Raw genomic sequence first — 13,784 nt, forward strand, 5'->3', positions numbered from 1 at the left:
CCTCGGCGCCGAGATCGCGGGTTCGCTCACGGAGGCCGGGCTGGCGGTGAGCGCCGGCGAGGCAGGAACGGGGCCCCGCGGCGCCCTGACCCTCGGCGGCGTGGTCACCCGCGAGGGGGTGCGGCTGCGGACCCGCCTGTTCCTCGAGGACCGCGCCGCCGGCGTCGTCCTCTGGAGCCGCGACTACGACCGGCCCGCCGCCGACGCCGCGCGCCAGCGGATCGTCGCGGCCAGCGACGTCACCGAGGCCGTCTACGCCGTGATCGAGGCGCGGCAGCAGAAGGGCCTGGCGCCGGACGCCGAGACGGTCGCGCTCCACATCCGCGCCGCCGAGGCGATCCGCAATCCGGCCGGCCTCCGCCTCAGCGAGGCCCGGCGCGCGGTCGAGCAGGTGCTGGCGCGCGAGCCCCGCGCCGCGGGCGACCGGGGCCTGCTGGCGCTGACGTTCACGCGCGAAGCGGCCGAAGCCCCGGGTCCGGCGCGCGAGGCCCTGCTGCGGCGCGCCGAGCGCGAGGCCGAGCGGGCCATCCGCATCGATCCGCGCGCGTCGGGCTCGGCCTGGGACGCCCTGCACACGATCCAGCGCCAGCGTGCGCCCACCGACTTCGTCGCCGCCGACGACCGTCTCGTCGAAGGGCTGCGCCACGCGCCCGACTTTCCCTTCCTGTACATGCGCCGCTGCCGGCTGCTGACCGACCTCGGCCGGGCCCGCGAGGCTGTCCCGCTGTGCGACCGCGCCGCCGCCCTGCTGCCGGTCGCCGGTCCGATCGGGTTCTCGCGGGCCCGGGCGCTGCAGGCCGCGGGCCGCCCCGACCTCGCCGCCGACGCCATCCGCCAGGCCGCCGCGCGGCGGCCGGACCATGCCCTCACCCGCCTGACGCGGTTCGAGATGGCGGCCTTCGACGGCTCCGCCGCGGAGGCCCGCGCCCTGCTGCGCGATCCCGACACGCGCCCCGCCTTCGACCCCGGCGTCCAGCCGGCGCTCGAGGCCTTCCTCGACGCGCGCCTCGGCGGACGCCCGGCGGACGTCGCGCGGGCGGAACGCATGCTCCTCGCGCCCGAGGCCCGCGCGCTCGGAAGGATCGGGGCGCAGGCGCTCGTGCGCCTGGGCCGCAACGACGCGGCCTTCGAGCTGATGTCCGGGTCGGGCTTCGACGCGCTGCTCGAAGACGGCGGGGCCGCCTTCCTCTCGCAGCCGGGCGCGGCGGCGCTGCGCGGCGATCGGCGCTTCTGGCCGCTGGTCGCGCGCATCGGGCTCGCGCAGTACTGGCTGGCGCGTGACGCCTGGCCCGACTTCTGCGGCGCGGACGTCACCCCCGCCGACTGCCGCCGCCTCGCCCGGGCCGCGGTGGCGAACGCCGGCTGATCAGTGCGGCAGGACGGGATGGGCCCCGTCCTCGCCGTTGGCCCAGTCGCTGTTGAGCAGGCGGCGCAGGTGGTCGCGCTCGGCCTTGAGCTGGCTCAGCGTCGCCAGCGCGCTGGGATCGCGGGCGATGTCCTGGCGGGCGGCCTCGGCGGCGCGCTCCAGGCTCTCCAACTGCATCAGGAGGTCGAACGCCTGCCGCCAGAGCAGGCGCGCCCGCTCGCCGCTCTCGCGCAGGAAGGGCGCCGCCACGCCGGCCCGTTCGGCCTCGCGCTCGACGCGGGCCAGGTCCTCGGCGCTGATCCCGCTCGCCAGCAGGCGCCGCTGCAGGGTCTCCATCTCCAGGTGGTCGGACTCGTAGCGCAGGCGCACCAGCTCCTGGGCGATCTTGTCGAGCTGTTCGTCCCCGAAGCCGTGCGAGCCCACGCGCTCGATGGCGTCGTCCAGCAACGTGGGGTCCTTGAGCGCCGCGACCGCCAGCGCCGCCGGCAACGCCCTGGGCGCGGTGCGCATGCGCCGGGCGGCGTCCCTGGCCTCGGGCGTGGCGCCGGCCGGGACGGCGCGGCGGCGGTCCCAGCGCGCCCGCGACATCTCCCGCGCCGCCGCGCCCACCGTGTAGACCGGCTGGCGGGTCGGCCAGAGCGCCTCGAAGCGGGCGAGCAGGTCCTCCTTGTAGGCCTGGGCCAGGTCGCCGTCGGCGACGGTGGCCGCCAGCTTGCGCAGCCGCACCTTCAGCGCGGCCTTGCGCTCCGGCGTGTCCAGGTCCTCGGCGTCGCGCTCACGGATGAACAGCGCCTCGGCGAAGGGCGTCGTCTGCGAAAGCTGCTGGCGCAGCACCGCCGGCCCTTGTTCGCGCAGCACGTCGTCGGGGTCCTTGCCGCCCTCGACGATGGCGAAGCGGAAGCTCTTGCCCGGCTTCAGGAGCGGCAGACCCCGGTCCATGGCCCGCGCCGCCGCTTGGCGGCCCGCCCGGTCGCCGTCGAAGCAGAGCGTGGGCTCGGGGTGGTGGCGCCACAGCACCTCCATCTGCTCCTCGCCCAGCGCCGTGCCCATGGCCGCCACCGCCGGCACGCCCGCCCGCTGGCAGGCGATGACGTCCATGTAGCCCTCGACCACCACCAGCGGCGGGGCCTCGTCCGCCTTGGCGGCGGCCAGGATCTTGCGCGCTTCCGAAAGGCCGTAGAGGTGATGGCCCTTGTGGAAGACCGCGGTCTCCGGGCCGTTCAGGTACTTGGCCTTCTGCTGCGGGTCCATCGCCCGGCCGCCGAACGAGACCACCCGGCCGCGCGCGTCGAGGATCGGGAAGATGATCCGGTCGCGGAACCGGTCGTAGGGCGCCTGCCCGCTCTCCTCCGGCGCGATCAGCAGGCCCGCGTCCACCAGCTCGCCCGGCTTGGCGCCCTTGGCGACGAGGTAGTCCTTCAGCGCCGTGCGCTCGCCGTTCGCCGTCCTGGCGGGCGCGAAGCCGATCCGGAACCGCGACCATTCGGCCTCGGGCAGGCCGCGCCGCTCCAGATAGGCCCGCGCGTCACGGCCCGGCGGCCGCTTCAGCTCGGCCTCGAACCACTGCGCCGCCAGCTCCAGCCAGTCGGCCAGCCCCTGCCGCTGCTTCTCCTGCTCGGCGCTCCGCGGGTCCGCCTCGGGCAGCGCCAGCCCCGCCTCGCCCGCCAGCCGCTCCACGGCCTCGGCGAACGTCAGCCGCTCGGTCTCCTGCAGGAAGGTGATCAGGTCGCCCGTCTTGTTCGACGAGAAGTCGAAGAACATGCCCTTGTCGTCGTTCACGTAGAACGAGGGCGTCTTCTCCTTGTTGAACGGCGACAGGCCCACGTACTCGCGGCCCTGCTTGCGCAGCTTCACGGTGCGGCCGATCACGTCGGACGGCCGAAGCCGCGACTTGATCTCCTCCAGGAACCGCTCGTCGAACCGCCCGACCATGACCCGAGACCGTTACCACCGCGGCCGCTGACAACCTGTGGAATGGCGGCGGCTAGCTGTGGATGATTCGCCGCTGCGACGACAAATCCGGTCGTGAACCCCGAAAGGCGCGAAAGTGCCGGCCCGAGAGGCCTCGAAGCGGCGACGTTCTACCGAAACCACAGAAAGCACAGAGGACACAGACGAAACGTCTGCCGGCTTCCGTGTTTTCTGTGTCTTCCGTGGTTCGAAATAACTGAGCCTCCACTGGCGCGGGGCTCAATGGGAGACCCCTACCGCACGTGCCGGAGCTTGTCCGGGTTGCGCATGACGTAGATGGCGGCGATGCGGCCGTCTTCGCCGGGTTCCAGGGCGAAGGTCTCGGGGCCGTCGGAGACCTCGATCAGCAGGCCGGGGTAGCCGTTGATGCGGACCGGCTGTGCGCTCTTCACGGCGATCTCGCCGCCCTGGCGCCAGACGATGCCCTTCAACAGGCCGATGACGTCCTCGCGGCCCGCCAGCACACGCAACGCCGCCGTGCGCTTGCCGCCGCCGTCGCTGACCAGGATGGCGTCTTCGGTGAGCAGTTCGCGCAGCGCGCTGACGTCGGCGGTCTGGCTCGCCATCGCGAACGCCGTGGCCAGCTTCAGCGCCTTGTCCTGGTCGATCGTGAAGCGCGGGCGCGCGTCCGCCACGTGCTCGCGGGCGCGGCTGGCCAACTGGCGCACCGCCGCCTCCGACCGGTCCAGCGTGCCGGCGACCTCGGCGTAGTCCTGGTCGAACACGTCATGCAGCAGGAAGACCGCGCGCTCCAGCGGCGACAGGCGCTCCAGCGCCAGCAGGAAGGCCACCGACACCTCCTCGGCCCGCTCCACCGGATCGTCGGCCAGGGGCTCGATCAGCGGCTCGGGCAGCCAGGGGCCCCTGTAGGCCGCGCGCTCGGCCTTGGCGGCGCGCAGGCGGTCGATGCACAACCGCGTGGTGGCGCGCACCAGCCAGGCGGTCGGGTCGCTCACGCCCTCGCCCGCGCGGCGCCAGCGGATCCAGGCGTCCTGCACCGCGTCCTCGGCCTCGGAGACCGAGCCCAGCATGCGGTAGGCCAGCCGCTGCAAGCGACCGCGGTTGGCCTCGAAGGCGTCGGTGAGCGCCGCGTCCATCGCCGCCATCCTACGCCGCCCCGTTCAGCGGGGCGACGGCCTCGCCGCCCACCTGCGTCCGTCGAGCCGGCGGGATCTTCAGCATCGGTCAGGCGCCTTTCGGTCTGCGGGCGAGGGCCAGGACGAGCGGGATCGCCGCGAAGAGGTAGACGCCCACGAAATCGCGCCGGAAATCGGCCAGGGGGCTCGCGCCGCAGGTCGCGTCGTAGACGTGGACGGCCGCGTGCGCCGCCAGCCAGAAGGCCGCCAGCGCCAGCGCCGGCCATCCCTGCGCCGGCCGCCACGCGAACCAGCCGCAGCCCAGCGCGCAGGCGAGGTAGACGCACCCGATGTCACGCACGAAATGCGGATTGAACGGCCCCGTCGCCGGCACGCCCGGCACGGCGTCGTACCAGCCCAGCGGCGCGACCAGCATGACCGCCCCGTTCGCCACGAAGATCAGCGCCATCAGCGCCGCAACGACCCGATCCCAACTGCGCAAAGGCCCGCTCCGTCCGTTTCCCCCCAGGACGGACGGGCGGCGGGCGTTGTGACATCGAAAGAGCTGGAACCACAGAAAACACGGAAAACACAGAAGGAGGATGGCTAGTGTTTCTATTTTGTTCCGGTGTGAGAAAGTGCTAGCTTTGACGAATGGACGGGGCAGGCGATGATACATTCCTCTTCAAGGATGAAGCGTTTCGCATCCGCGGAGCGGTCTTCCACGTGTACCGCACCATGGGCGCCGGCTTTCTCGAAGGCGTCTATCATGAGTGTCTGGCCATCGAGCTCGGCCGGCGCGGCGTCCCGTTCGAAATGCAGCGCTCACTGGCGTTGACCTACGACGGCGTCCCGCTGCAGCGCACCTACGTCCCTGACTTCATCTGCTATGGGCAGATCATCCTGGAATTGAAGGCGCTACGCGCTATCGCGCCCGAGCATCGGGCGCAGACGATCAACTACCTCCGCGCAGCCAACATGAGGCTGGGCCTGCTCGTGAACTTCGGGGCCACACCAGGCGTCCAGATCGAACGCTTCGCGCTATAGGCCCCTTCTGTGTTTTCTGTGTTTTCTGTGGTCCGATTTCTTGGCGGCGTCGCCGCCTACTTCGCGCTGTCCATCAGGCCGGCGAAGCGTTCGAAGAGGTAGAGGCTGTCGGTGGGGCCGGGCGAGGCTTCCGGGTGGTGCTGGACGGAGAAGACGGGCCTGTCCTTGAGCGCGAGGCCCGCGTTGGTGCCGTCGAACAGCGAGACGTGGGTCTCCACCACCGGCTCGGGCAGGCTGTCGCGGTCGACGGTGAAGCCGTGGTTCATCGAGACGATCTCGACCTTGCCGGTCGTCAGATCCTTCACCGGATGGTTCGCGCCGTGGTGGCCCTGCTCCATCTTCACCGTCTTCGCGCCCAGGGCGCGCGCCAGCATCTGGTGGCCGAGGCAGATGCCGAACACCGGCTTGCCGCTCTCCACCAGCTTCCGGATCTCGGGCGCCGCATATTCGCCGGTCGCCGCCGGGTCGCCGGGGCCGTTCGACAGCAGCACGCCGTCCGGGTTGCGGGCCAGGATGTCCTCGGCGCTGGTCCTGGCCGGCACCACGGTCACCCGCGCGCCGACGGACGTCAGCGCGCGCAGGATGTTGCGCTTCACGCCGTAGTCCACGACCACGACCTCGTACTTCGGCCTGGCGTCAGCCTTGGCGTAGCCGCCGCCTTCCCAGCTCCACAGGCCCTCGTCGTAGACGAAGGGCTGCAGGCACGAGGCGTCCTTGGCGAGGTCCAGGCCCTCCAGCCCCGACCAGGCGCGCGCCTGGGCGACCAGGGCGTCGAGATCGAACCGGCCCTCGGGATCGTGGGCGATCACCCCGTGCGGCATGCCGTGCTCGCGGATGGACCGGGTCAGCGCCCGGGTGTCGACGCCGGCCAGGCCGATGACGCCGCGCCGCCGCATCCAGGTCTCAAGGTCCGAGTCCGCCCGCCAGTTCGCCGGCGGGGTGGGCACGTCGCGGAAGATCGCGCCGCGGGCCGCCGTCTGGGCCGAGCCGGACATCTGCTCGATGTCCTCGACGTTCACGCCCACGTTGCCCACGTGCGGGAAGGTGAAGGCCACGATCTGGGCCATGTAGGACGGGTCGGTCAGGATCTCCTGGTAGCCGGTCATGGCGGTGTTGAAGCACACCTCGCCCACCGCCTCGCCCACCGCGCCGACGCCGATCCCCTGGAGGACGGTCCCGTCGGCGAGGGCCAGGACGCCGGTGACGCCGGGCAGCAGGTCGCGGGTCATCGGGCAGGCTCCTGTTGGGCAAACGGCCGCGTAGCTAGTGACTCGCGGGAGGCGGGTCAATGCGCGACACGATGACTGCCCGCCCAGGTAGGAATTCTATTGTAAATTCTAGTTGAGATTGTAGCTTCGCCTCAGGGTCTAGGGACTTTCCGAGTGACGCGTAAGAGGTCGAGCACCACGGGTTGGGCCGTGGACGCCGCCGAAGGACCAGTCGCCGCGTTCGCGCGGCGGCTTGCGGGGTTCTCGCGCCTGATGCCGACGCCGACCGAACCGCCGGACAAGCGCAACGAGCCGTGGACGCGGCGGCGCGCCGACATCCAGTTCCAGTTCACCCAGGCCGCGCGGATGAACGCCATGGGCGAGCTCGCCGTCACCCTGGCGCACGAGCTGAACCAGCCGCTGGCGGCGATCAACAACTACGCCGCCGCCGCCGAGCGCATCGTCGGCGACGACGCCGAGCTGAAGGACCTTCTGCGCAGGATGGGCGAGCAGGCCGCCCGCGCCGCCGAGATCGTGGCCCGCGTCCGCGAGGGGGCGCACCGCGGCGACGTGGCCGTGAGCCCCATGGCGCTGCCCGAGCTGGTCGCCGAGGCGATCGACCTCGCCATGGCCGACATCGCGCGCGAATCCGTCGTGCTGCACTACGACTTCGACGACCGTGCGCAGAACGTGCTGGCCGACCGGGTGCAGGTGCAGCAGGTGATCGTGAACCTGGTCCGCAACGCCATCGAGGCCATGGAGGGCCTGCCCTGGCGCGAGTTGCGCGTCGGCGCCGCGCCCGACGGCGACCTGATCCGCATCCACGTGATCGACAGCGGCCCGGGCGTCTCGCCCGACGTGGCCGCCCGCCTCTTCCAGCCGTTCGTCACCGACAAGCCGCACGGCATGGGCGTGGGGCTCTCCATCAGCCGCGGCATCGTCGAGAGCCACGGCGGCCGCCTCTGGGCCGAGCGCGCCAGCGGCGGCGGCGCGGCCTTCTACTTCACGCTGCGCCGCGCGCCGGAGGCGAAGGCCGCCCGCGAGACGGCCGCGCGGCCGCACGCCGCGCGGAGACTCCGCCCGGCCGGGCCCTGATCCCGGCGGGAATCGAGGGAACGCTGTCCTTCCGGAGTTCGGTCCCTTCGCGGCATGATCGCGCCATGCTCGCGCTGCGACCCAACTGCGAATGCTGCGACCGGGATCTTCCCGCCGACAGCGCCGAGGCGCGGATCTGCAGCTATGAATGCACCTTCTGCGCCGACTGCGCGGACCGCCGCCTCGGCGGACGCTGCCCCAACTGCGCGGGCGAACTGGTGCGCCGGCCGATCCGCCCGCCGGCCATGCTGGCCAGTCATCCCGCTTCCAGCGAGCGCGTGACGAAGCCCCACAAGGCCTGCGCCGCCTAGGGTCCACACTCAATTCCCCTGAGGGAATTCAATGACTTCCGCAGCGGAGGCTCGGCCGTTCGGAACCACGGATTGCACGGATTGCACGGATCAACGCCGACCCGTCAGTGAAATCCGTGCAATCCGTGGCTCTCGAATCGGACGGCGCCGCTTCGCGGCCTCTCGGGATGGCCGCCTTCGTGGACTTCGGGGTCCCTCAGGCCGCCCGGTCCGAGAGCGCGGCTTCCAGGGCGGCGAACAGGGCGTCGGTCCGGATCGGCTTGGCGATATGCCCGTCGGCGCCCGCCGCGGCGCTGGCCGCGCGGTCCTCGGGCGAGGTGTTGGCCGAGAGCACGATGGTGGGGATGCGCGCGCGGCCCTGCGCCTGCTCCTCGGCGCGAATGGCCCGGATCGCCGCCAGCCCGTCGGTGACCGGCATGCGCAGGTCCATCAGCACCGCGTCGAACCCGCCGCCGCGCCAGGCCTCCAGGGCCTCGAAGCCGTTCTCCACCGTCACCACCTCGGCGCCGGCCGCCTGCAGCATCAGCGCGATGACCTTGCGGTTGGTCGGGTTGTCGTCGGCCGCCAGCACCTTCAGCGGCCGGTCGGCGGCCGCCGGCACGGCATGGACGTGGTCGTCGACGGCCAGATCGGCGTCGCCGTAGTCGAGCAGGCCGGTGACCAGCCGGTCCAGCCTGCGCGACGCGTCGCCGATGTCGCGCACGAGCGCCCGCTGGTCGTGGTCGAGCGTCGTGGCCTCCAGGGCCTGGGCCAGGCCCATCACGCCGTTCAGCGGCGTGCGCAGCTCGTGGCTCATGTCGGACAGGAACCCGGCCTTGGCGCGGTGGGCCGCCTCGGCGTGGGCCAGCGCCTCCTCCAGCAACGCGGCCTGGCGCTTCATCCCGGTGATGTCGACGCGCAGGCCGATGACGCCGCCGTCCGACGTGCGCCGCTCCTCGATCATCAGCCAGCGGCCGTCGGCCACCTGCTGCTCATGGCGATCGCCGGTCGCCGTGGCCAGCTTCTCCTCGCGGGCCGCGAGCCAGGCCTCCTCGCGGCCGAGGGCGTCCGGGTAGTCGCCCCGCGCCACACCCTCGCGCAGCGTGTCGATCAGGCGCGCGCCGGGCCGGAAGAGGTCGGCCGAGCGGTGGTAGATCTCGGCGTAGCGGCGGTTCCAGAGGATGTAGCGTCCCTCGGCGTCGAGGAAGACGACACCCTCGGGGATGGCGTCGATGGCGTCGCGCAGGCGCGCCTCCGCGCGTTCGGCCCGCTCCAGCGCCTCGGCCACGGCGCGGCCGCCCAGCAACCGCCCGATGCGCGCGAAAAGCCCGCCGGCCGCCATGCCTGCACTCCGAATCGACCCGACGACCGACAGGATGCGGGCCGTGTGTTGCATTCATCCGTCGATCGCGCGGCGCGGACGGGATTGGCGTCCGGCGCCCGCCGGGGTTGCAGCCGGCGCCCGCCGATTGCGCAGATCGCGCCCGCCGCCGTATGGAGCGCGCCATGCGCATCACCACGGTCGGCCTCGATGCCGACGACACGCTCTGGCACAACGAGACGATCTTCCGGCTCACCCAGGATCGCCTGCGCGACCTGCTGGCGGACTACGCGACCCATGAGGTCACCACGGCCAGGCTGGCCGAGATCGAGAAGCGCAACCTCAGGCTCTACGGCTACGGCGTGAAGGGCTTCACCCTCTCGATGGTCGAGACGGCCATGGAGCTGACCGCGGGCGAGCCGCCGGGCCGCCTGATCGCCGACATCCTGGCCGCCGGGCGCGAGATGCTGTCCGAGCCTGTCGAGCCGCTGCCGGGGGTGGACAACGCCCTGGCCGAGCTGTCCGACGCCGGCTACCGCCTCGTCCTGATCACCAAGGGCGACCTCTTGCACCAGGAGCAGAAGCTGGCCGCCTCGGGCCTGGGCGACCTCTTCGCCGCGGTCGAGATCGTGAGCGAGAAGGATGCGAGCACCTATGCCCGTGTCTTCGACCGCTACGGCACCGGCGCGGCCGAGGCCGTCATGGCCGGCAACTCCATGCGCTCCGACATCCTGCCCGCCCTCGAGGCCGGCGGCTGGGGCGCCCACATCCCCTACCCCATCACCTGGGCCCACGAACTGGCCGAAGCGCCCGTCGACCACCCGCGCTTCGCCGAGTTGGCGACCATCTCGGAGTTGCCGGGCTGGGTGCGCGGGCTGGCGTAAGCTCCGGAAGCGGCGAAGCCGCAGTATGATTTTGAACCACGAACCCACACGAAGACCCACGAACACGCCCTGCCAGTTGAAAGGGCGAAGGCCTCTTTGCCTCGGAGCCTCAGGAAAGAGACTGCGGCTTCGCCGCTACGCGGGCGCGTTCGTGGGTCTTCGTGTGGGTTCGTGGTTGAATCCTACAGCACCAACCGTTGCACGGTCGCCCGCGGGTTCGCACCGAAATTCACGAGCAGGCCGACCCTGAGACCCGTCGCCTTGAGGTAATTCAGAACCTGCGCCCGATGCTCGGCCACAGTTTCGCGGACCGCCTTCAGTTCGATGATAATGGCGTCGAAACAGATGAAATCTGGGCAGTACGTTTTCTGAAGCGGCCGGCCCTTGTAGGCGAGCCTCAGTTGCGGCAACGCCCGGAAAGGGATGCCTCGGGTCTCGAACTCAAGCGCAAGGCATTCCTGATAGACGGGCTCCAGGAAGCCCCGTCCCATCTCGCGGTTCACATCGAACACAGCGCCTTGAATGCGGAAGACTTCTTCCCTCAGGAGCAGATCGTTCGGCGGCTTCGCATCCATCGGCCGATCATAGCCCGGCCGCCCCACAAGAACAATACAAGAACATAGATTCGCCTGCGGGGACATTTCGGCCGTCGTTTCCGCGGCACTGTCCGGCCCAAACGGAGAAGCCGCCGCGGAGGCTCGCGGCGGCTTTGCGCCTCGTGCGGCGACTCAGAGCTTCGAGAGCTTGCCGACGCCGATGACGGGGCCGCTCGGGCCGTCGGGGTTCTTGGAGCCGCCGGGCGGTTCGAGCGAGACCGCCAGGGCCGCGCCGTCGGCCATCTTGGCCAGCAGCTCGGTCGGCAGCGCGATCACCTTGGCCTTGCCGGATTCCACGAGGCCCAGGGACTTCGGGTTCTCCTTGCCGGCGATCAGCCACAGCTCGTGCACCTTGTCGCGGTCGGAGCCCTCCGGCAGCAGCGAGGTGACGATCAGTTGCTTGCGGTCCGGATCGTAGGCGGCGACGAACAGCGGCTGCACGCGGCTGTCCTGGCTGACCACGCTGGCCGAGAGGAGCTGGCCCTGCGGCTGCACCGGCACCTCGCGGGTGACGACCGTCGCCGGCTGGTTGCCGACCACGAGGGCCGCCACCAGGGCGGCGGCCGCCGCGCCGAAGCCGCCCATCGCCGAGTTCCGCCAGAAGCGGACGCGGTCCAGCAGCCGGCCGTTGTCGTTGGCGGGCGCCATGCGGTCGTCGTTGGCCGGCAGCCGGCGCTCGATCCGCGCCCACGTCCCCTGCGGGGCCGGGACGGCGGCGATGCTGTCCAGCATCGGCGCGAGGCGCTGTCGCCAGGCTTCGACGTCGGCGGCGAACGCCGGGTCGCGGGCCATGCGGTTCTCGGCGTCCGCCCGCTCCCGGGCGTCGAGGACCCCCAGCGCGTGTTCCGCGGCGAGGGCTTCGGCTTCGGTAAGGTCCGGGGCTTCGCTCATGACTGGAGGCATCCCTTCAGCTTCGCTAGTCCCCGGCGAATCCAACTCTTCACGGTGCCGAGCGGAGCATCCATCCGCTTGGCCAACGCTTCGTACGTCACGCCTTCGAAGAACGCCGTCCGGATGACCTTCTCGGTCCGGTCATCCAGCTCGCTCAGGCATCCCTGAAGACGGTTGCGGTCGTCCGCGGCCGACAACAGCGTCTCTGCGCTGTCCTGTCCGTCCGGGATCTCCAGCTCCTCGACCTGTTCGGCGTATGCCATGGGTCCGCGCGCCCGAAGGCGGTCGATCGCGCGATTCCGGGCGATGGTGCTGACCCAGGTCATCACGCTCGCCTTGCCGGCATCGAAACGGTCGGCCCGTCGCCATATGGTGACGTACACGTCCTGCAAAACGTCCTCACTCTCCTCGCGGTCGGAGAGGATACGGAGGCAGACGCCAAAAAGCTTCGCGGACGTCGCATCATAAAGCTGTCGCAGGGCGTCCCGCTCTCCGGCCGCGATGCGGGCCATGAGCGGGTTGAGCAATTCGGCGGAGGTCGCGGCGGCGGCCAAGGTCTTCCCTATCGTTATGTCCGCCGATCGGCGAACCGGTTATTGCGAAGCTGCCTGCCCCGACGCCGATACGCAAGGCTTGCGTGGCCTGTCGGGGCGAGGAGTCAAGGCGTCCGCGGGATCGTGACCGCGGCGCCCGGCGGGGCCTTGGCCAGGCGCTGCGCCCAGCCATGGCGTAAGCACGGCTGCACGTGAGACGGGATACGACTCACGCCGCGAGCGAACGCTGTTTCGTCGCGCAGGTCCGCCGGCTAGAAGACGCACAGGGGCTCATCCGGATCAATCTGGGGGAACTACAGATGCGTTTTCGTGCGCTCGCGCTCGGCCTTGCGGCGACCGCCGCCCTGGGCCTCGGCGCCGCGGCCCATGCGGCCACCATCACCTTCGACGAGCTCGCCAACGACAGCGCGCCGAGCTACGACCTCTACCATACGGTCACGAGCGGCGGCTTCCTGTTCGTCAACGACGGCGCCGGCCAGGCGAGTGGCGACGAGTTCGTCGTCTGGTCGCGCACCAGCTCCTCGAACGCCGATCCCGACGGCGCCACCCTGACGAACAACTACCAGGGGTCGATCACGACGGTCACGAAGGTGGGCGGCGGCCTCTTCACCCTGGGCGCGATCGACCTGGCGAACGGCTTCAACTCGGGCGGCGGCGGGACGGTGCTCTTCACCTTCTACACCCCCGATGTGGCCAACCAGGGCGCGTTCGCCGTGGACTCCGAGCTGGTCACCCTCGCCGGCGCGCCCGGCCTGAAGACCGTCACGTTCAACCGGTCGGGCCTGTCGAGCTTCACCTATCAGGCGATCGACGCCAACTTCGTGCAGGTGGACAATGCCGTGGTCGACGAGTTCGGGCCGAACACCGGCGTGCCCGAGCCGGGCGCCTGGGCGCTGATGATCCTGGGCTTCGGCGCGGCGGGCTCGATGCTGCGCCGGCGCCGCGCGCTGGCGGCCTGACCGCCTCCGACACGCCGACATGAAGACGCCCCGGCCGCGAGGCCGGGGCTTTTTCGTCCCGACGCCCCGGTCAGGCGGCTGCGGCCTGGGCCTTCGTCGACGCCTTGCGGGTGGCGGCGCGCTTCTCCTTCGCGCGTTCGAGGCGTTCGGCCTTGCGGGCGTCGGCCTCCTCCTGCAGCGCGGGCAACAGTTCGGCCGCGGCCGCCTTCTGCTTGTCGTCGCCGGTCTCCGAGAGACGCCGGGCGTTGGCCAGCAGGTTCACGACCTCGTCGTCGCTGAGGCTCGGGATGCGGTCCAGCAGGCTCATGGGAACTCCGATCTTCAGGGCAGCGATATCGTCGCCCTGAAGACAGAGAGCCTGAGGCCGCGCTCAGTTGCATGATTCACAAGAGAAATTTCGCGGAACCAAAAGCCGGCCCGCGACTTCGCCGCCGCCCGTCGTGAAGCGCCCTTGCACCCGCGGGGCGACCCCTCTATTGGGGCGCCTTAACCTGCAGTCCTGGACCTGAGCCGCGGGGCGAAAGCC

14 protein-coding genes and 1 pseudogene are annotated in these 13,784 nt (G+C 71.1%); 6 read left to right on the plus strand and 9 right to left on the minus strand.

All coding sequences use genetic code 11. The annotated features are described in order from the left end of the window. Window positions 1-1,366 (plus strand): annotated as a pseudogene (locus KF737_RS21360) (hypothetical protein); the annotation flags it as partial. Here the strand turns inward: KF737_RS21360 and dnaG are convergent. The 3 genes from dnaG to KF737_RS21375 form a co-directional block, all read right to left on the minus strand. After that, window positions 1,367-3,298, minus strand: a complete 1,932-nt coding sequence (dnaG, locus tag KF737_RS21365; protein WP_296460199.1) for a DNA primase — start codon at window positions 3,296-3,298, stop codon at window positions 1,367-1,369. 272 nt (window positions 3,299-3,570) lie between these two features. Continuing rightward, window positions 3,571-4,434: an RNA polymerase sigma factor SigJ gene (sigJ, locus tag KF737_RS21370; RefSeq protein WP_296460201.1), complete on the minus strand. Its 864-nt coding sequence runs from the start codon at window positions 4,432-4,434 to the stop codon at window positions 3,571-3,573. 88 nt (window positions 4,435-4,522) lie between these two features. Then, window positions 4,523-4,915, minus strand: coding sequence for a hypothetical protein (locus KF737_RS21375; protein ID WP_296460206.1), 393 nt, complete (start codon window positions 4,913-4,915; stop codon window positions 4,523-4,525). Between the two features lie 152 nt (window positions 4,916-5,067). Between KF737_RS21375 and KF737_RS21380 the strand changes: the two genes are divergently transcribed. Further along, window positions 5,068-5,460 carry a GxxExxY protein gene (locus KF737_RS21380; protein ID WP_296460209.1) on the plus strand — a complete coding sequence of 131 codons (393 nt, stop codon included), beginning with the start codon at window positions 5,068-5,070 and terminating at the stop codon, window positions 5,458-5,460. A gap of 56 nt (window positions 5,461-5,516) precedes the next feature. On the opposite strand, the gene carA is transcribed toward KF737_RS21380, so the two are convergent. Next, a complete protein-coding gene (gene carA, locus KF737_RS21385; protein WP_296460212.1) occupies window positions 5,517-6,689 on the minus strand; it encodes a glutamine-hydrolyzing carbamoyl-phosphate synthase small subunit in 1,173 nt (390 codons plus the stop codon). Window positions 6,690-6,941: 252 nt separating this feature from the next. Between carA and KF737_RS21390 the strand changes: the two genes are divergently transcribed. Both KF737_RS21390 and KF737_RS21395 read left to right on the plus strand, forming a co-directional pair. Next, on the plus strand, window positions 6,942-7,763 hold the full coding sequence (locus tag KF737_RS21390) for an ATP-binding protein (RefSeq protein WP_296460215.1): 822 nt from the start codon (window positions 6,942-6,944) through the stop codon (window positions 7,761-7,763). A 65-nt stretch (window positions 7,764-7,828) separates the two neighbouring features. Next, window positions 7,829-8,074 (plus strand): DUF1272 domain-containing protein, encoded by a 246-nt coding sequence (locus KF737_RS21395; protein WP_296460217.1) that lies wholly within the window; start codon window positions 7,829-7,831, stop codon window positions 8,072-8,074. Between the two features lie 196 nt (window positions 8,075-8,270). On the opposite strand, the gene KF737_RS21400 is transcribed toward KF737_RS21395, so the two are convergent. Continuing rightward, the gene (locus tag KF737_RS21400; RefSeq protein WP_296460219.1) at window positions 8,271-9,449 is read right to left on the minus strand and encodes a response regulator; all 1,179 of its coding nucleotides are present in this window, start codon (window positions 9,447-9,449) and stop codon (window positions 8,271-8,273) included. A 110-nt stretch (window positions 9,450-9,559) separates the two neighbouring features. On the opposite strand from KF737_RS21400, the gene KF737_RS21405 reads away from it, so the two are divergent. Beyond that, a complete protein-coding gene (locus KF737_RS21405; RefSeq protein WP_296460221.1) occupies window positions 9,560-10,258 on the plus strand; it encodes an HAD family hydrolase in 699 nt (232 codons plus the stop codon). 182 nt (window positions 10,259-10,440) lie between these two features. On the opposite strand, the gene KF737_RS21410 is transcribed toward KF737_RS21405, so the two are convergent. The 3 genes from KF737_RS21410 to KF737_RS21420 all read right to left on the minus strand — a co-directional run bounded on the left by KF737_RS21410 (window position 10,441) and on the right by KF737_RS21420 (window position 12,299). Next, window positions 10,441-10,833, minus strand: coding sequence for a GxxExxY protein (locus KF737_RS21410; RefSeq protein ID WP_296460223.1), 393 nt, complete (start codon window positions 10,831-10,833; stop codon window positions 10,441-10,443). 153 nt (window positions 10,834-10,986) lie between these two features. Next, a complete protein-coding gene (locus KF737_RS21415) occupies window positions 10,987-11,745 on the minus strand; it encodes an anti-sigma factor (RefSeq protein WP_296460225.1) in 759 nt (252 codons plus the stop codon). Further along, entirely contained in the window at window positions 11,742-12,299 is a 558-nt protein-coding gene (locus tag KF737_RS21420) for a sigma-70 family RNA polymerase sigma factor (RefSeq protein WP_296460227.1), read from the minus strand. The genes KF737_RS21415 and KF737_RS21420 overlap by 4 nt, the downstream gene beginning before the upstream one ends. Before the next feature lie 299 nt (window positions 12,300-12,598). On the opposite strand from KF737_RS21420, the gene KF737_RS21425 reads away from it, so the two are divergent. Beyond that, window positions 12,599-13,258 (plus strand): PEPxxWA-CTERM sorting domain-containing protein, encoded by a 660-nt coding sequence (locus KF737_RS21425; RefSeq protein WP_296460229.1) that lies wholly within the window; start codon window positions 12,599-12,601, stop codon window positions 13,256-13,258. A 70-nt stretch (window positions 13,259-13,328) separates the two neighbouring features. Here the strand turns inward: KF737_RS21425 and KF737_RS21430 are convergent, their stop codons facing one another. After that, window positions 13,329-13,565: a hypothetical protein gene (locus KF737_RS21430; RefSeq protein WP_296460232.1), complete on the minus strand. Its 237-nt coding sequence runs from the start codon at window positions 13,563-13,565 to the stop codon at window positions 13,329-13,331. Window positions 13,566-13,784 lie beyond the last annotated feature (219 nt).

This window comes from Phenylobacterium sp., from assembly GCF_019636135.1.
Lineage (GTDB): Bacteria > Pseudomonadota > Alphaproteobacteria > Caulobacterales > Caulobacteraceae > Phenylobacterium.